We start from the raw sequence: 18,246 nt of genomic DNA, 5'->3' as shown, positions 1-18,246 counted from the left end.
GTCGCGGTGCTCGTGCTGACCGGCATCTATCAGAGCGTGCGCTCGGTGGACCCGCCCGCGGCACTGTGGACGACGCCGTGGGGCCGCCTCCTGCTGCTCAAGTCGGCGCTGGTGCTCGCCGCGGCCGGTGCGGTGCTCGCCGCACGGCGCATCCTGCGCGGCCGGGTTCCGCATTCGGCGCTGCGCCTGGAATTCACGCTCCTCGCAGCCGTTCTGGTGGTGACCGGCGTCCTCGCGGCCACGACACCCGCCAGGGACGACTACGACCCGCGAGTCACCCTCGCCGCCGACCTCGGCCGCGCGCGAGCCGAGGTGACCGTCGACGGCGCGGGCGCGGGCGAACAAGAGCTGACCGTCCACCTGCGCGACGCGAGCGGAACTCCGATCGGCGCCTCCGCCGTCACCGGCCGCCTCACCCGCACCGACGACGCCATCGGCCCCATCGACATCGCCTTCCGACGGGTCGAGCCGGTCGAACTCGGCCCGCACTTTTTCGTATCCCAGCCGGTGCGCGTCCCCCTGGCCGGGACCTGGCAGCTGCGCCTGACCGTCCTGCTGGACCGCACCACCGGCTACACCGCCACCGTGCCGTACCGCGTGTGGTGACGGGCTTCGCCAGGCCCCGACGCCCGCACCATCTCCTCCGGCAACGACGGCGTCACCATGAGCCGCGCCGGATCAGCCGCCGGGTTTCTCCCAGACGGAGACGTGCCCCCGGCTCTCGCTCGTGAACGGTTCGCGTGTCCACCCGTCCCATCGCTCACTCAGTCGCAGTCCGGCGATCTCGGCCATCAGGTCAAGTTCGGCGGGCCACACATAGCGGAACGGGACCGATCGGTAACTGCCTCGTCCCTCGACGACCTCGATGTAGTTCGAGCTCATCGTCTGCGTGGCGATGTCGTAATCGTCATAGGCCCACTTCGACGAACCCCTCTGGAACAGCACCGCGCTCCCGCCGGGCTCGAGCCTGCGCAGTTCGGGCATCATGACTTCGACGACGAAGCGGCCGCCGGGCCGCAGGTGGGCCGCCGCGTTGCGGAAACAGGCGACCTGCCCCGCCTGGGTGGTCACGTTCATGATCGTGTTGAACACCAGGTAGACCAGCGAGAATCGCGAGGTCAGCCGCGTGGACGCGAAATCTCCCACGGTTACGGCGATCTCGTCGCCGCCCGCCTTCGCACGCAACCGGCCGACCATCGCCGCCGACGAATCGATGCCGTGCACAGGCACTCCGCGAGCGGCGAGCGGAAGGGCGATCCGCCCTGTTCCGACGCCGAATTCCAAAGTCGGGCCTTCCTCGGCCGCTCGCGCCAGAAAGTTCACCGCCGGGTTCACGACGCCAGGGTCGAACATCGCGGCCGACGACTCGTCATAGGTGCCCGCGACCTGCTCGCCGAAATATTCGTCGTTTTGGCGCATCCGGGCACCGTAATGCGCCGGATCTGTTGACGCCATTCATTTTCGGACGAACCGGCCGCGCTCGCCGAGTCGCCGCGCGCCTGCGCAGCAGCGGGGCCGCGATTACGTCCGAATTCTCGCCCCCACGGCGGCGACCACTGCGCCGGGGTTCGCCGCGCGACAGCGGCGGGCGCGATGCGCGCGGCGCCCAGGATGCCGGTCCGCAGCGCCGGTCCGGGTTGCGTATGGGCTGGAGCAACGGTTCCGCGTGTGCCGCCGGCTGTTCGGTCAGTTCGGTCAGGATGACGGTGCGTCGCCGTACACGGTCAACCAGATGGCCCGGCCCAGCGCCTCCGCGAGCGCGTCGTCGGTGACCCCCGACCCGGACGAGAAGCTCGCCGCGATCGACCGCTCCACCATCGAGGTGAGCACGACGGCGGTGGCCTGTGGGTCGATCGCCGAGCTGATCCGGCCCGCGGCCCGGTCCTTCTCCAGCCGCGATCGCACCACCCGCACGAACGACGCCACCCGGCCGCGCCAGTACGCACCGACGTCGCGGTCGTAGGCGGCCACCTCGCTCAGCGCCAGCAGCAGCGATCGGTGCTCGCGGAAACCCGTGATCATGGTTCGCACGGCCGCCACCACACCGGCCTGCCGCCCGCTGTGCTCGGTGATCCACCAGCGCTCGGCGGCCTCGAACAGATCCGCCGTGGCCAATTCGGCCATCCGGATCAGCAGTTGGCTCTTGTCCGGGAAGTAGCGGTAGAACGTCGATCGCGCCGACTGCGACGCCGCGGCGATCCGGTGGACGGCGATCTCGGTGTAGGGCGTGCCGTCGGCGAGCAGTTCCTCCACCGCGGCGAGGACGCGCCGTTCGAACTCCGCGCGCCGGTCGTCGACCGGTTTGCGCGCGTTTCTGGGGACTCGGGTCAGCGAGGGCATCCGGTTCCTCTCCGCGGCGCGGCGGCCGTCTCGGTCGGCTGTGCCGGTCGATTGCGTCCCACCATGGCGTCCATTCTGCCGACACGGCACCGATATTGACATTCGGGCGCGCACCGCCCACCATCGATCGGACACAGTGTCCGAGACTATGTGACCGAGGTGTTCGGGCATGCGCGGATCTTCCTCCCCGGCAATCGAATACACCGATGTGGTGGTCGTCGGCGCGCGCTGCGCGGGTTCCGCGGCCGCCATCGCGTTCGCCCGCGCAGGCCGGGATGTCGTCGCGCTGGACTCGGCGCGCTTTCCCTCCGACACCCTCTCGACCCATCTGCTGTGGCCCGCCGGCCTGGCTGAACTGCGCCGCGTGGGCGCGCTCGAGCGCGTCTCGCAACTCGGCGCGCCGCCGCTGACCACGGCCTTCGCCGACGGCGGCGGCTATCAGGTCCGGTCGTCGTTCGCCCCGGTGGACGGCATCGGCCACGCGATGTGCGTGCGGCGGACCGGATTGGACGCCGCGCTCGTGGCCACCGCCGTCGAGGCCGGAGCGCGGATCCGGGAAGGCGTGCGGGTCACCGATCTGCTGTGGTCGGGCGATCGCTGCGTCGGCGTCCGCTACACCGGAGGCGGCGGCGTGCACGAAGTGCGCGCTCGCTTGGTCGTCGGGGCGGACGGCCGCCGCAGTACGGTGGCCAGGCTCGTCGCCGCCACCCGGCCCCGGTTGTCCGCACCCAGCGGGCGGGACTGCTACTTCGCGTACTGGCACGACGGCACAACCGACCAGCGGCACATAGCCGCGCAATGGCGGTGCGGTCCCGATCTCGGCACGGCGTTCCCCTGCGACGACGGCTTGTTGCTGAGCCTGGTCCAACCGCCCGCACAGCCCGGCGAACCGGGCACCGGGCGCGCCGAGCGCCGATACCAGGAAGCCGTCGACCGACTACCCGGACTCCGGCTGCGGCTGCGCGACTGCCGCAGAGTCGGGCGGGTGCGCGCGGCCACCGGCCTGGCGTCCTATTTCCGACGCTCGACCGGGCCGGGCTGGGCGCTGCCGGGTGACGCGGGCCATTTCAAGGATCCGGTGACCGCGCAGGGCATCCGCGACGCGTTGCGCTACGGCCGGTTGCTCGGTGAACTCGCCGCGCCCGCCCTCGACGACACCGAGCACCTCGACACCGTCCTGACCGCGTGGGAACAGCTGCGCGATCGCGAGTGCATCGGCGTCTACCAGTGGACCGATCGCCTGGCCAGGGGCACGGCGATGCGCCCGTTGGAAATCGAGCTCTACCGCAGGGCCGCGGACGATCCCGCGCTGGCCGACCGGGTCACCGAAGTCCTCTCGCGCACGGTGGAACCGAAGGACGTCTTCACTCCCGCACGCGCCGCGGCGTTCGCGGCGGGAGCACTGCGCGATTCCTGGCGCGCCCCGTGGCCCGTCCTCGCCGACCTGGTCGGCGAATGCCGCGACACGATCTCCGAGCGAAGGGAAGCCCGCGCCTTCGCGCGCCCCGGCCCCGCCGACGCCATCCAGTCCCGGCCGCCGCGGGACAGTCTCGCGGCATCTTCAGGAGATCGACATGCATGACCCGCGCCCTCGGCCGACCATCGACCTCACCCGCCGCGATCTGTTGCGCGGCGCGCTCGCGGCCGGAGTATCCGCCGTCGCCGTCGCCCCGGCCACCGCCGCGCCGCCGGTAGCACGCCGAACGCCCGGACTGCGCACCGGCGGCAAGTCGGTGGCGGTCCTCGGCGGCGGAGTCGCCGGGCTCTCGGCGGCACACGAACTGATCGAACGCGGCTACGCGGTCACCGTGTACGAACCGGCGTTCCTCGGCGGCAAGGCCCGCAGCATGGGCGTGCCGGGCACCGGCACCGACGGCCGCGCGGACCTGCCCGGCGAGCACGGTTTCCGATTCTTTCCCGGCTGCTATCAGAACCTCCCGGACACCATGCGCCGAATTCCGTTCCCCGGCAATCCGGATGGCGTCGCGGGCAACCTGGTCCGCGTGGAGGGCACCGTGGCGGGTTTCCGCGGCAGGCCGCCCTTGTTCGCGCCGGTCGAATTCGGCGGCCTCGACCAGCTCACACCGCAGCGCATACAGAACACGCTGATCGGCGCCTTCGGGTTCATCCCCGAACTGCCCCCGGCCGAGCTGGCGTTCTTCGCCAAACAGATGGCCGTCTGGTTCACCTCGTGCGCCGAACGACGTTTCGGGCAGTGGGAATACGTGACCTGGGAACAGATCCTGCGCGCCGAAGGCAAGTCGGCGGCCTATCGCGAATACCTGGTCAGCGCCCTCACCCGGATCACGGTCGCGGCCGAACCCCAGTCGAGTTCGGCCCGCACGATCGGCACCATCGGCGAAGCGCTGGTCCTGGCCGGGACGGGGGCGATCCCGCAATACTCCGCCGGTATCGACCGTATTCTCAACCGCCCCACCAACGAAGCGTGGATCGATCCCTGGGTGACGTATCTGCGATCGCGGGGCGTGCGATTCGTTCTGGGACAGCGGGCGACGCGGCTGGAGTTGCACGACGGCCGGATCGCCTCGGCGACGGTGACCGGCCCCGACGGACGCTCCACGGCGGTCACCGCGGACTGGTACCTGTGCGCGATGCCGGTGGACAAGGCGGTCGCGCTGCTGAGCGACGAGATCCTCGACGCCGACCCGCATCTGGCGGGCATGCGCGAACTCCGCACGGACTGGATGGTCGGCATCCAGTACTACCTCGCCCGCCCGACCGATCTGCCGGAAGGCCACATCGCCGCGCTCGGCTCGCCGTGGGCGCTCACCGCCTTGCGTCAAGCGCCGATGTGGGTCGGCGACTTCGCCGCCCGATACGGCGACGGCACAGTGCGGGAATGCCTTTCGGTGGACATCTCCGATTGGGACTCTCCCGGCATCCGCTTCCACCGACCGGCCAAACAGTGCACCGCCGCCGAGATCGCCGAAGAGGTGTGGGCGCAACTGAGCGAATGGCTCAACACCGGCACAGGCTGGCTGCGTCCCGAGGACATCCGCTCCTGGCATCTCGACCCCGGCATCACCTGGACCGACAGCGGCGTCCACAACGAAACCCCGCTGCTGGTCAACACCGTCGGCTCCTACGACCACCGCCCGGAGGCCCGTTGCGCCGTCGCGAACCTCTTCTTCGGCGGCGACCACGTGCGCAACAACATCGACCTCGCCACCATGGAGGGCGCCAACGAATCCGGGCGCGCCGCCACCAACGCGATTCTCGATGCCGCCGAGGACCCCGCGCCGCGCGTCCCGGTGTTCCCGCTGGTGTCCCTGCCGATCTTCGACCCGTGGAAACGCATCGACGCCGACCGCTACCGCGCCGGGTTGCCGCATCTGCTCGACGTGTGACCTGCCGGGTGCCACCGGCGCCACGCCGCGGGATACGGACTTCCTACGACGCCTCGGCGGTGGTCATGCTCGTGGTGGTCAGGATCGTCTGTGCGACCAGCCGGGGGTCGTCGATCATCGGAACGTGACCGGTGTCGGGCAGAACGGAGAACGCGGCCTCGGGCAGCCGTGCCCGCGCGATCGGTAAGTGGATCTCTCCTGGCAGCACACGATCGTGCTCCGACCAGGCCACCGTGATCGGGCACGGCAACGGGTCGAGCGCGGCGATCTGTTCGTCGGTGCCGAGCAGATCGGCGGTGACGGTGCAACCGAGCAGGTCCCGCAGGAAGGTCATCGCCTGCGGCGCGCGAGCGCGATCACCGTGGACGGCGATGTTGCGCAACGCTGTTCGCCGCACCGCCGCGCTGCGCAGGCCCACCGGGGCGAGGAAGCCGAGCAGCCGCCCGGTGGTCACCTCGCGGGCGATGCGGCCGGTCGCGGCCGAACGGCTTCGGTCTCCGGACTCCCAGAAGCCCGCGGGCGAGAGGGCACAGACCGTCTCGGCTCGGCCGCGCCGGGCCAATTCGATCGCCATCCAGCCGCCGAGCGAATTGCCCGCGACGTGTACCCGGCGCAGTCCGAGCCCGTCGAGCCGCCGCTCGATGTCGTCCACCAGATGCTCCACCCGCGCAGGGCGGCGCAGAGCAGGCGGGCCGCCCCGATGCCCGACGGCGGTCGGTGTGATCACCTCGTGCCGCGCGGCGAGCAAGGGGGTGACGTCGTCCCACACCCGTTCGGACATCGTGACACCGTGCAGGAGAACGAGCGGGGGCTTGCTGGGCATTGGCGTCCCTTCGAATTCGTAGTCGGTCTCGAAGGTGGATACCACAACTTCGCTTATGGTGGCAGCGGAAAGCTCGACTTTCCCGAGCGATCGCCGGAGTTTTGCTCTCCGGAATGCCGCTCGCCACATCGGTATTTCCACCGCCCCTTTCCCACCGCACCGACAGGCCACAATCTTCCGCCCGCCGGAGTCGTGAGACGCCACAATGTTTCCGTTCGCGCGGAGCATCGGGCTCTGCCAGTGGATCCACCGGCCGCTGCCCGGCCGCACGCGTCGGCCGCATGGTGACGAGTCGTCCGTCGGCGCGCGATGGCCCGCCTGCGCAGCGGCACACATCCAAGGCGGGAGTGCCGCCGGCAATCGGCCGGCGCGCTGCGGATCGAGGACCTGTCCGCCGGCGTCGACCGAACGATTCCGGAGTTGTCGACGATCGCCGAATGCCGAGACGCTCGAGCACCCCGAGGGCGCCGAGTCCGATGGTCCGCCGGACCATCGGCCGGAACACGGTGCCGCCGGAGTGATCGATCGCCCTTCGCAGACGCAGCCTGCGAATGTCGTCCCGTCAGACCGCTTCCGGACGCCAGGTGGCGACCGCCCAGATCACGACGACGTTGAGCGCGATCACGAGAATCGACCATGCCGGGTAGTACGGCAGCCACATGAAGTTCGCGATGATCGACAGGGCCGCCAGGAAGATCGCCACCACCCGCGCCCAAGTCGCGCCGGTCATCAAGCCCAGTGCCGCGATGATCAGGAGGATACCGAGCACGATGTGGATCCAGCCCCACGCCGTGATGTCGAACTTGTAGACGTAGTCGGTGCCGACGAGGATGAGTTCGTCCTTGGCGACGGCGGAGATCCCCTCGAAGATCGACAGCACACCCACGGTCAGCAGCAGGATCGCGGCCGCGATGGACGTGCCCGCCGCGATGCCGCGGCGGACGGGGTGTGGCTCCGGTTCGGTCATGTGCGTCATCGGTCGCCCCCTTTCTCGGGAAGTAATGGACGCCTTCCGAATCTCCACCAGTCGCCCCGTCCGGCACTTCACCCGTTTCGGGTGACTCCGATAATCCGCGGTCGCGCGAAATGAAAATTCCATAACGACGACAGACGATCTGATCGAGCGGACTTCGCACCGGGTATGTTCCGCTACCGAGGCGCGGTAGTGATCTGTCAGCACACGGCCAGGGAGGCACGGTGACCACCTCGCACGTCCCTGCTCTACGCCGCATTCCCGCCGCGGCGCGGTCCGCTGCCGAGATACCGGCGTTGCCGTTCACTCCGATTCCCCGGCCCGATCTGTACGCCGCCGCCGACAACATGCCGAGCGCCGGGCACGTGCTGCTGATCTGCGCACCCGCCGGGACCGGGAAGTCGGTGCTGGCCGCCGACTGGGCCGCCCGGCACGCCGCAGGCGGATCCGACGTCGCCTGGTTGACCGTCACCGAGCAGCTCGACGACGTGACGTCGCTGTGGACGGTGCTGCATGCGCGCTTCGAGATCGCGACCGACCCCGGCCCACCGACGGCGTACGCCACGGCCCTCGTCGAAACGCTCGCCGCGCGTACGACGCCGACGATCCTCGTGCTCGACGACGCCCACCTGCTCACCGATCCGCTCGTGCTCGCCGGTATCGAATACTTCCTGCACCACGCACCGCCCACCGTCACGACGGTGCTGTGCGCCCGCTTCGCTCCGCCGATCCGCTGGCATGTCCTCGAACTGCACGCGCGCCTGACCCGCTGGGGCGCGGGCGACCTGGCCTTCACCGCGGACGAAATCGACGCGCTGTGCCGGCACCACGGCTGCGAACTCACCGGCGCCGAACTCGATACGCTCGACGACCTGACCCGGGGCTGGGCCGCGCTCGTTCGCATCGCCGCGATCCATATGGCCGCGGGATCCGACGACCGCGAGGCGGCGCTCGCCGTTCTCGCCCGCCCGGCGCGCGCGATCGCCGATTTCCTGCTCGGCGAACTCATCGAGGAACTGCCGCCTACGTTGCGGCAGTTCCTCACCTACACCAGCATTCCCGTCGCGTTCACCGAGCAGCTCGCCGACGAACTCGTGGGCGGCGGTGCGGGGCACTCGCTACACGAACTGGACCGGATCGGCTTCCCGATCGAATCCGTCGTGCGGGACGGCGACGTGTGGTTCTCCTGTCATCCGCTGGTGCGTGCCTGCTTTCTCGCCGAAGCCCGTCGCCTCGGGCCGCAGGTGGGCGCGGAACTGCACCGGCGGGCGGCCCTCTGGTTGCGGACCGCGGGGTTGCCGGAGACCGCGCTGCCGCATCAGCTCGCGGGCGCCGACCACGAACAGCTGTGCGAATTCTTGTCCAGCTGTGCGCTTCGGATGGTTCTCGACGGTGCGGGCCGGGCGCTGTTCGATCATCTGGCCCGTTCGGCGCCCGCATTGCTCGACGATCCGTTCCTCTGGCTGGTGCGCGTCGTCGACGCTCTCGCCGCGGGCAGCACCGCCGCCGCGGTCGCCTGCCTGGATACCGCGGCGGCGCGGCGTGCGGCCAAGGCCTCCTTCGCCGCCCCCGAGCAGCTGGACGCGCTGGCCCTCGCCGCGGCCATCGACGTCGCGGCGACCACCGGGGCGGCCGTACCCGGGTTTCCGGAGGCCTTCGCGCCGACCGGCGATCCCGATCTCGACGCCTACACCGAGATCCAGATCGCCACCGCGTTCGTCGCGGGCGGCGCCGTCACGCGCGGGGAACAGCTGCTGCATTCCGGGCTCGCGCTGTCCGAGCACGCGGGGCGCCCCCGCCTGGTGCTGCGGGCGCTGACCCGGCTGGCGTTCGCCGCCGACGCCGTCGACGCCGCCACCGCGATGCGTGACCGCGCGGCGCGCGCGCTGGCGATCGCGGAGAAACACGGGCTGCTGACGACCACCGACGCCGTCCAGGCGACCGCCGTGGCCGCCTACGGCGCGTACCTGCAAGGCGAGATGCCCGGTGCGGCACAGGTCGCGTCCGTGCTCACCGAGCGGGTCGATCACGACGGATCCCACGGGCCGGTCGCGGGATGGCGCGGGTACGTCGTCGGCCGCCTGCTCGAACTGGAACGGGCCGAGGAACAATCCGCCGCGGTCGACGCACTGCGCCGCAGCCTGCTCGTCCTGCTCGAGCACAAAGCGGTGCCCGCCGCGACCGGCAGCCTGATCCTGCCCGTGGTATGGGCGCTGCTGCGCGTGCACGATGCCAGGACGGCGCAACTGCTGGTGGAACGCGCCCGCGGCATCGTCGGGGAACTACCCGAGGTGCGGCTGGCCGATGCGGCACTGCACGCGGCGGCCGATCGCCGCAAGGCGAGCTGCGCGGTCCTCGAACCACTGCTGGAGCGCGCGGGCGATCTGCGCCCGGTCAGCGCGGTCACCGGATGGCTGCTCTACTCCGCGGCGCAGCACGAGTCCCGTGCTCCGGCCAAGGCCCTCACCGCGCTGGAGAACGCGCTGGGTTCCGCGACGCCACACCGGCTGCTGCGGCCGTTCCTCGACGTACCCGCCGCGATGCCGTTGCTGGACAGCTACGCGGGCCGTCTCGGCCGGGCGGAGAGCTTCGCGGAGTCGATCCGGCGTCATCCTGCGGCGTGCCGCAGGCCCGCGTACCCCGCCTTGACCCACACCGAGATGACCGTGCTCAAACAGTTGCCCTCCGGCCGCACCGCCCAGCAGATCGCCGAGGACCTCGGGGTCTCGGTGAACACCGTGAAGACGCACCTGCGCGGCATCTACGGCAAGTTGGGAACCAATTCCCGGGTCGACGCGCTGCACCACGCGCGCCGCGGCGGCCTGCTCTGACGCCGCGGCGCCTTCCCGCTGCCGAGTGCGGTTCTACGCTGATGTATGGCCCTCTCACGTCGGGAACTGATCCGATTCGGCGCCGCAGGGTCGGCCGCGGTGCTGGTGGGTGCCGCAGCAGCGAGCAGCGCCCGTTTTCCCGCTCCGCGCCGGCTCGGCGATCCGTTCTCGCTCGGCGTCGCCTCCGGTGATCCCGCCCCCGACGGTGTGGTGCTGTGGACGCGACTGGCCCCCGACCCGCTGGCGCCGGACGGTCTCGGCGGCATGCCGATGGACCCGGTCACGGTCGACTACGAGGTCGCCGATGACGAATACTTCCGCCGAGTCGTGGCGCGCGGATCGGCGGTGGCCACCCGCGCACTCGCCCACAGCGTGCATCCGGAGGTGCGCGGTCTGGCACCGGATCGCTGGTATTTCTACCGGTTCCGGGCGGGCTCGGCCGTGTCGCCGACAGGCCGGACCCGCACCGCGCCCGCGCCCGGCCGGGCTCTGGCCCGGCTGCGCTTCGCCTTCGCCTCCTGCCAGTCCTGGAGTTCCGGCTACTACACCGCCTACGAGCACATGAGCCGCGAAGACCTGGACCTGGTCGTGCACCTGGGCGACTACATCTACGAGCGGGCCTGGCTGCGTGGGCGGGCGGGCGTTGCGATGGGTCCGCATTTCCGCGACGAAGCCGTCGACCTGCCCGGCTATCGGCTGCGTTACGCGCTGTACAAATCGGAGCAGCCGCTGCGCGCCGCGCACGCCGCGTTCCCGTGGCTGGTCACCATGGACGATCACGAGGTCGACAACAACTGGGCCGCCGACGCGCCCGGCCTCGGCCTGGACATCTGGCGCGTACCCGCCCTGTTCCGCAGGCGCCGCGCCGCCGCTTTCCAGGCCATGTACGAGCACCAGCCGCTGCGCCTGGCCCAGTTGCCGTCCGCGGCGGGCATCCGGCTGCATCGCCGCTTCCGGTTCGGCGACCTCGCGGAGATCACCATGCTCGACACCCGCCAGTACCGCACGCCGCAGGCCTGCGGCGGCGCCGTGGTCAGCGGATGCGCGCAGCGATTCTCCCCCGCCCGCACGATCCTCGGTTCGGCGCAACGCGATTGGCTGATCGACGGCCTGACCAACTCCCCGGCCCGCTGGCAGATCCTCGGCAATCAGGTGGGTATGAGCCAGAACGACTCCGATCCGGGTCCGGCGGTCAGCGTGTCCACCGACGCCTGGGACGGCTACGTCGCCGACCGCAACGCGGTGCTGGGTGCCGCCGCGGCGCGCGGCGCCGGAAATCTCGTGGTCATCACCGGCGATCGGCACGAGAACCAGGCGGCCGATCTGCGGCGCGACTACTCCGATCCCGGATCACCGGTCGTGGCGGCGGAATTCACCGGCACCTCGATCACCAGCAACGGCGACGGGACCGACGTGAGCGACAAAGGCCGCCGTCTGCTCGCGGCGAACCCGGACGTCAAGTTCTTCAACGCCCAGCGCGGGTATGTCCGGGTGGAACTCGACCACCGGATATGGCGCAACGACTTCCGCGTCGTGCCCTATGTCCGCCATCCCGGCGCGCCCATTCATACGCGCGCCGGTTACGTCGTGCAGGACGGCATTCCGGGTGTCACCGAGGCGTGGGGTTCCGGCAACGCGCCCGCGCCGTCGTCCGCATCGGATGCCGCAGGCCAGGCCGACGCCGATCGCGGCCATCGCTGACTTGGCGCCGCCCCCGGTTCACTCGGTCGCCGGCTCCGCGCGCAGGATCAGCACGGTGATCTCGCTCGGGGCGAACACCCGCAGCTGCGGCCCCCAGAATCCGGTGCCCCGGCTGGTGTAGAGCCGGGTGCGCTCGCCGTGGCGGCTCAGTCCGGCGACGACGGGCTGCTCCAGGCGAACCAGATAGTGGAACGGCCAGATCTGTCCGCCATGGGTGTGGCCGGAGATCTGCAGCGCCACCCCCGCGGCCGCGGCCTCCGCGACCTGCTTGGGCTGGTGGGCGAGCAACACGACCGGGACCTCGGGGTCCGCGCCCGCGAGCGCGGCGGGCAGGTCGGGGCCGTGCCCGGCCAAGCCGACGCCGGTGGGGTCGTCGATGCCCGCGATCACCAGCCGATCGTCGCCGCGGCGCACGACCTCGTGCTGATTGTGCAACGGCTGCCAGCCGAGCGAAGTCATGTGCTCGATCCAGCCCTGCGCATCGCCGAAATACTCGTGATTGCCGGTGATGTAGAACCGCCCGAGTTCGGCCTCGACCTTGCCGAGCGGATCGACCTGCGCGTGCCGCTTCGCCACCGATCCGTCTGCGAGGTCGCCCGCGTGGCAGGCGATGTCGGGTCGTTGCGCGTTGACCACCTCGACCACGCGTTCCGACCAGCGCAGCCGGTTCAGCGCGGCGTAATGGGTGTCGGTCACCACGACCAGGCGCAGTCCGTCCAGCGCGGGGCCGAGACCGGCGATCGGCACCTCCACCGTACGTACCCGCGGCACCCGGCGCGCCTCGATCACACCCCACACCACCAACACCGTCGCGGCGACGAGTACGCCCGCGGCGACGATCCGGGAGCGAGCCGGGTCGCCCACGCCCGCGACGGTCAATCCCGCACGGGCGAGATTGCCCAGCACCGACCAGCTGAACAGCACCCACATCACGCCGAGCAACGTGTCGCCGACGATCGAGGCCGCGTCCGACTGCGCGGGCCCGTGTCCGAGATACATCGCCGCGGGCAGGCAGCCGAACCCGAGCAGGAACAGCGCCGAACCCAGCCAGAACAGCGGGCCGGATTCATCGGTGGTCGCCGCCACCAGCGTCCACCAGGGCAGCAGGAACAAGACAGCGGGAATCGCAAGGAACAACAGCAGGCGGGGCACAAACTTCAAGAGGGCTCGTCCTCGTGCGCAGGTGTAGCGCGCGGTCCCTCTCCGGCGCCATGGGCGCTTTCGACCATAGCAGCGGTCATGCCACACCCAGCCGCTCGGCGGCCACGGTCAGATCCTTGTCCCCGCGGCCGGACAGGCACAGCACGATCAGCGAGCCCGCGGGAATTTCACCGCGGTCGGCCATCTCCATCAGATGGCCGACGGCGTGGGCGGATTCCAGTGCGGCGAGGATGCCTTCGGTGTGACTGAGTGCCTGCATGCCGCGCAGGGCCACCGCGTCGGTGGCGGCCCGATAGGTCACCCGGCCGTTGTCCTTCAGATGACTGAGCTCGGGACCGACACCCGGATAGTCCAGTCCCGCCGCGATGCTGTGCGTCCGCGCGATCTGGCCGTCCTCGTCCTGCAGCAGATAGCTGTAGGAGCCGTCGATCTCGCCCGGAGTGCCCATGCAGAGGGTCGCAGCGTGCTCGCCGGTGTCCACCCCGAGTCCGGCCGCTTCGACCCCGATCAGCCGCACCTGCGGGTCGTCGGCGAACGGATGGAAGACCCCGATCGCGTTGCTGCCGCCGCCGACACAGGCCAGGACGTAATCGGGCAGCCTGCCTTCGATGCGCGCGATCTGGCGCCTGGTCTCCGTGCCGATCACCGTCTGGAAATCCCGCACGATCCGCGGATACGGCGCGGGTCCCGCCGCGGTGCCGAACAGATAGTAGGTGGTGTCCACGGTCGACACCCAGTCGCGGACCGACTCGCTGATCGCCTCTTTCAGCCTGCGCGAACCGATGTCCACCGGCCGCACCTCGGCACCGAGCAGCTTCATCCGCAGCACGTTCGACGCCTGGCGGCGCATGTCCTCGGATCCCATGTAGACCACGCAGGTCAATCCGAGCATCGCCGCCACCGTCGCCACCGCGACACCGTGCTGTCCCGCGCCGGTCTCGGCGACGATCCGCTTCTTGCCCATTCGCCGGGCCAGCAATGCCTGCCCGAGGGCATTGTTGATCTTGTGGGCGCCCGTGTGCGCCATGTCCTCGCGCTTGAGATACACCCGGGCGCCCGGCACACCCAGCAGCTCTCCGAAGCGCCGTACCTGATGCAGCAACGTGGGCCGGCCGACACGGTCCCGCAACAGCTCTCGGTACTCGGTCACGAATCCCGGGTCGTCCCGCGCGAGGCGATAGGCGTCCTCCAGCTCCAGCAGTGCGGCCATCAGGCCTTCGGGAACGAATCTCCCTCCGAAAACGCCGAATCGGCCGCGTTCGTCGGGGAACATCTCGTGCCGGGATGCGCTCACCGCCACGTCAAGGTCAATCCTCATCAACACCAACGCTTTCACCGCCAAAGAGCCGACGGGTCAGTCTGTTCCGCTAGCGCAAGCACAACCCGACGGGTTGGCAACAAGCGAGTTAACAGACTAAATCGTTCGGATGGCTAAGGTCTTCTCACTGGTGGAGGTGATCGGCAGGGGCAGCGCCCGGCGCGTGGCTACCGGTCGGCAGGCACGGTCGCGGAGATCTGGGCGACCAGTCGCCACGGCCGTTCGGTGTCGGTGGTGGCCTTGCCGCTGGTGAGGATCGCCCCGGACAGCCCGCGCGCCGGGTCGGCCCAGCCGTACTGGGTGGTCAATCCGCTGCGCCCGAAGTGCGATCCGGTGTCGCGGCCGAATTTCGACCTCCGCCCGCCGAGTTCGAAGCCGGCCCGGCTGACGCGTCCGGCGACGCCGGGGATCCAGCGAGCCGGGCGCACCGCCTCGGCCAAGGTCTCCGGCCGGATGATGCGCCTGCCGTCCGGTGCACCGCGCGTGAGGATCTCGTAGAACCGCGACAACTCCGACGCGGTGGTGATCAGATTGCCCGACGGCAGTTCGGCGGTGAGGAAAGCCTCGGTCGCCGAGCGCGACGCCCGGTCCATTCGTCCGCCGATGGCCTTGCGCGCCAGGTAATTCGCCGTGCGCGACGGAGCCGGGCCGGTCTTCACGCTCGGCACGACTTTGCCGACGTCCTCCGGCCGCACACCGAAGGTGGTCCAGCGGAAATCGAACGGCTCGAGCACCTGCTCGGCGAGATGCTCCCGCAGCCGCTTGCCGGTGGCGCGTTGCACCAGCAGCCGCAAAATCAACCCGATCGTCAGCGCGTGGTACACGCGGAACCGTCCCGGCTTCCAACTGGGGACGAGGTCGGCCAGCCCACGCACGGCCAGTTCCTCGTCGAGTACCAGATCGACGCCTTGATACGGCGGGGTGACGAAGGGGATCCCGGCGGAGTGCGAAAGCACGTCACCGATCGTGATGGCGGCCTTGCCGTTGGCCGCGAACTCCGGAATGTAGCGGGACACCGGCTCGTCGAGGGTGAACGCACCCTGCTCGACGAGCATGAACATCAGCGCTCCGGCCACGCCCTTCGCGGTCGAGAAGCCGCAGAACGGCGTATCCGGGGTGGCCGGGACCTTGACCGCGTCCGGGCCGTCGCCCGGCGCGTTTCCCCAGCCGTGACCGATGGCGCGGTTCAACACGATCTTGCCATCACGGCGCAAGCAGACCTGGATCGCCGGGGTGGTGCCCAGTCGGTACCACGCCTGCACCGACGCCCACAGCGACTCCACCTCGGCGCGGCCGATCCCGGTCGCCGCGGGATCGTCTTCGGGGCCCCGGGTCGTCACGACCTCCAAGTCGTCGACGATCTCCACCGATCCGGCCGTTGGTGCGCTCACCCGGCCAGCTTATCCATTCCTCCGCGCATAGCGCCGCGCCGCGATTGCGGCCCACACACAGCCCGGCCCGGAGAGGCCGTCCGACGCGCGGGCCATCCCGGCATCACGGCGACGATGTCAGCAAAGCGAAGCCGGTCGCGTGGCCGGCGCGGGCGATGCCGGCCGGTGTCAGCGACCGTTCAGCCAGCTCTCCTTCAGCTTCGCGTGGTTGTCCCACCAGGCCTGCACGGCCGCGGGGTCGGCATTCCACGGGGGCGGTGGGGATTCGCCCGGGAAGAGATAGGTGTCGTCGGGGGCGGCAGCGGTTGCCGGTGCCGGGGATTCCGTCGGGGACGGAGTGCGCGGATGCGGCGGTGGCTGCTGCTCGGCCGGCGGCGGCGCCGGGGGTATCGGCGGCACGGGCAGCGGAGCCTCCGCATTCGCGGGATGCGGCGGTGGCATCGGCGGCTCGGGATACGGCTCCGGGGTGGCAACCGCCTCCGGCATCACGGAAATGGGCGCCTGCTCGGCCGCCGGGGTGGGGGTCACGAGCGCTGGGTTCGGGGCGACAGGCTGGGGGGCGGTGACGGAGGCCTGTGCCGGGTCACCGATTTCGCTACTGGGCGGACGGTCCTCCCGCGCCTGCGCAACCGCGATCGCGGCTCCGCCCAGCAGCGCGGCGACGGCGGCCCCCGCCAGGATCACGCGGCCGCCGCGCCTGCGATCAGGCCCTGCCGGTTCCGCCGCCGCGCTCCGGAACGGAGCGGCGGCGACCAGCGCCGCACCGTAAGCGGCGGCGTTGGCGTGGTCGGGCACCGCGATGACCGGTGCGTCGAGCCCGGCCCGCAGCGCGGCGACCACGCGCGGATCTCCCGCCGACGCGCCGCACAGCACCACGGCGTCGGGCCGCAGACCGGCCGCCTCCAGGGCGGGGCGGATCCGGCCGGCCGCCGAATCCGCGGTCTCGGCATCGATGACACCGGACGACCAGGTGCCGGAGACCAGGATCTCGCCCCGATTCGGCCCGGTCACGAGATAGGACGTGTGGTACCCGACGACCTCCAACACCAGCAGGGTGTCGTACTCCGCCAGTCCGGGCATGTCCTCGAGCAGCGCGAGCAACGCTGTCTTGGTCGACACCAGCGATGACGATCGCCACGATGCCTCCGAAAGTTGCGAGACAATTGCCCGGCGCTCGGCGACGGTGCGATACGCGACCGCGACGTCATCGATTTCGGCGCCCGATCCCGCGGCGGCCGTCAACGCGTCCAGCGCGGCGGCCACCGATGCCGCGGTGGAGTCCTCGACCGGCTGCACGATCTCCCGCAGCACGGCGGGGCGGGTGCCTCGTCGCGCCGTCGACGAGACCATCACGCCACGCACCACGGCCTGCTCCGCTGATATTCCGACTGTGGCCCTCATGAGATCACCTCTGCTCGACCGGTCTCGGTACAGGTTCGTGACCGCGGCCGCAGGCGAACGGCCCCGGTCGGTGAACCAGATCGCCCATCCGCCGAGCGCCCATGACACGAGATGGCGTCCTCGAAGACCACGGACGGTGAATGGTCTCTTGGGCGCCGCTGGTAGATGCCATGCGATAGCTACCGACCACAATACGTCTGTTGACGCGGTCCGGATACGCCTTTCGGGCAGCGTCGCGCACTCTGCGGGCGAGTCGTCGCCGATTCGGATCGGCGACACTCCCGAGGCGGCTTTCGAAGCGGTGCGGCGGGCAGGCGGCGGCAGTCCCCTGATGCGAGCAGCTCGGGGCGCCGGGCTCGAGGTCAGCCTGCCGGTGGCGGCGAGGGTGGCCCGGGCAGCGGGATGACGATGCCGAAGGGCAGGGTGATGCCGGGCTGCGGCGTAGGCGTCGTGTCGGGCGCCGGTTCGGGTTCGGGCTCCGGCGCGGGCGGTGTGGTGATGGCCGGTTCGGGGTCGCGTGGTGCGGTGTCCCGCTGTGGGGCGTCAGGCGCGACGCCACCGGCGGCGTCCGCTCCGGGCTGCGCGCAGTCGACCGCTCCCGCGCCGGCGCTTCGCGGAGCGCCATCGGCTTCGGCACTGTTCACATCCGGGTCGGGCAGCGTCCCCGGGGCCGCACCGTACGGTTGCCCCGGCGCGAGGGGGGTGCGCGCCGTTCCCGGCTGTCCCGGTTGCGGCATCGGAGCCGGAATGGGTTGCGCCGCACATGGATTCACCGGAGGGGGAGGCGGGCAGAAGATCCCACACGGGATCGGCGGCAGACCGGGGAGCGTGATCATCACCTGCGTCGGCGTCTGCTGCCGTGGCGACGGCGCCGTCGTCTGCGGCGCCACCTCCGGCGCTTGCACCGTCGCGGTCACCGCGGTCATGTCGGTGCCCGGC

The 18,246-nt window shown here is 70.7% G+C and carries 13 protein-coding genes and 1 pseudogene; 5 read left to right on the top strand and 9 right to left on the bottom strand.

Annotated elements, in window-relative coordinates; genetic code table 11:
* Positions 1 to 606, top strand: a 606-nt coding sequence (locus ON21_RS12445) for a CopD family protein (RefSeq protein WP_174372161.1), incomplete at its 5' end; no start/stop codon positions are given.
* 72 nt (positions 607 to 678) lie between these two features.
* Here the strand turns inward: ON21_RS12445 and ON21_RS12440 are convergent.
* Together ON21_RS12440 and ON21_RS12435 are read right to left on the bottom strand one after the other, a co-directional pair.
* The gene (locus ON21_RS12440; protein ID WP_039797994.1) at positions 679 to 1,419 is read right to left on the bottom strand and encodes a class I SAM-dependent methyltransferase; all 741 of its coding nucleotides are present in this window, start codon (positions 1,417 to 1,419) and stop codon (positions 679 to 681) included.
* 276 nt (positions 1,420 to 1,695) lie between these two features.
* Complete coding sequence (locus tag ON21_RS12435; RefSeq protein ID WP_039797993.1) at positions 1,696 to 2,340, bottom strand: TetR/AcrR family transcriptional regulator; 645 nt, start codon at positions 2,338 to 2,340, stop codon at positions 1,696 to 1,698.
* A gap of 169 nt (positions 2,341 to 2,509) precedes the next feature.
* Between ON21_RS12435 and ON21_RS12430 the strand changes: the two genes are divergently transcribed.
* The gene (locus ON21_RS12430; protein WP_083880570.1) at positions 2,510 to 3,922 is read left to right on the top strand and encodes an NAD(P)/FAD-dependent oxidoreductase; all 1,413 of its coding nucleotides are present in this window, start codon (positions 2,510 to 2,512) and stop codon (positions 3,920 to 3,922) included.
* The gene (locus tag ON21_RS12425) at positions 3,915 to 5,708 is read left to right on the top strand and encodes a hydroxysqualene dehydroxylase (protein ID WP_039797992.1); all 1,794 of its coding nucleotides are present in this window, start codon (positions 3,915 to 3,917) and stop codon (positions 5,706 to 5,708) included. The genes ON21_RS12430 and ON21_RS12425 overlap by 8 nt, the downstream gene beginning before the upstream one ends.
* Before the next feature lie 43 nt (positions 5,709 to 5,751).
* Here ON21_RS12425 and ON21_RS12420 read toward each other — a convergent pair whose 3' ends face one another.
* Together ON21_RS12420 and ON21_RS12415 are read right to left on the bottom strand one after the other, a co-directional pair.
* Positions 5,752 to 6,531, bottom strand: a complete 780-nt coding sequence (locus ON21_RS12420; protein ID WP_039797996.1) for an alpha/beta fold hydrolase — start codon at positions 6,529 to 6,531, stop codon at positions 5,752 to 5,754.
* Positions 6,532 to 7,093: 562 nt separating this feature from the next.
* Positions 7,094 to 7,507 carry a DUF7144 family membrane protein gene (locus ON21_RS12415; RefSeq protein WP_039797991.1) on the bottom strand — a complete coding sequence of 138 codons (414 nt, stop codon included), beginning with the start codon at positions 7,505 to 7,507 and terminating at the stop codon, positions 7,094 to 7,096.
* A gap of 221 nt (positions 7,508 to 7,728) precedes the next feature.
* On the opposite strand from ON21_RS12415, the gene ON21_RS12410 reads away from it, so the two are divergent.
* Positions 7,729 to 10,335, top strand: coding sequence for a LuxR C-terminal-related transcriptional regulator (locus ON21_RS12410; protein ID WP_157170810.1), 2,607 nt, complete (start codon positions 7,729 to 7,731; stop codon positions 10,333 to 10,335).
* 45 nt (positions 10,336 to 10,380) lie between these two features.
* On the top strand, positions 10,381 to 12,036 hold the full coding sequence (locus ON21_RS12405; protein WP_039797989.1) for an alkaline phosphatase D family protein: 1,656 nt from the start codon (positions 10,381 to 10,383) through the stop codon (positions 12,034 to 12,036).
* An 18-nt stretch (positions 12,037 to 12,054) separates the two neighbouring features.
* Here ON21_RS12405 and ON21_RS12400 read toward each other — a convergent pair whose 3' ends face one another.
* The 5 genes and pseudogenes from ON21_RS12400 to ON21_RS38370 form a co-directional block, all read right to left on the bottom strand.
* Positions 12,055 to 13,188, bottom strand: coding sequence for a metallophosphoesterase (locus ON21_RS12400; protein WP_039797988.1), 1,134 nt, complete (start codon positions 13,186 to 13,188; stop codon positions 12,055 to 12,057).
* An 85-nt stretch (positions 13,189 to 13,273) separates the two neighbouring features.
* Positions 13,274 to 14,515 (bottom strand): tryptophan synthase subunit beta, encoded by a 1,242-nt coding sequence (gene trpB / locus ON21_RS12395; protein WP_051020722.1) that lies wholly within the window; start codon positions 14,513 to 14,515, stop codon positions 13,274 to 13,276.
* Between the two features lie 167 nt (positions 14,516 to 14,682).
* A complete protein-coding gene (locus ON21_RS12390) occupies positions 14,683 to 15,906 on the bottom strand; it encodes a serine hydrolase (protein WP_039797986.1) in 1,224 nt (407 codons plus the stop codon).
* A gap of 168 nt (positions 15,907 to 16,074) precedes the next feature.
* Positions 16,075 to 17,307, bottom strand: a complete 1,233-nt coding sequence (locus ON21_RS12385) for a DUF7159 family protein (RefSeq protein ID WP_157170809.1) — start codon at positions 17,305 to 17,307, stop codon at positions 16,075 to 16,077.
* Positions 17,308 to 17,669: 362 nt separating this feature from the next.
* Positions 17,670 to 18,246 (bottom strand): annotated as a pseudogene (locus ON21_RS38370) (lytic transglycosylase); the annotation flags it as partial.

Source organism: Nocardia araoensis NBRC 100135 (assembly GCF_000308435.1).
GTDB lineage: Bacteria > Actinomycetota > Actinomycetes > Mycobacteriales > Mycobacteriaceae > Nocardia > Nocardia araoensis.
The sequence above is the reverse complement of the archived record's forward strand: the minus strand, read 5'-3'. Positions and strand labels throughout refer to the sequence as shown.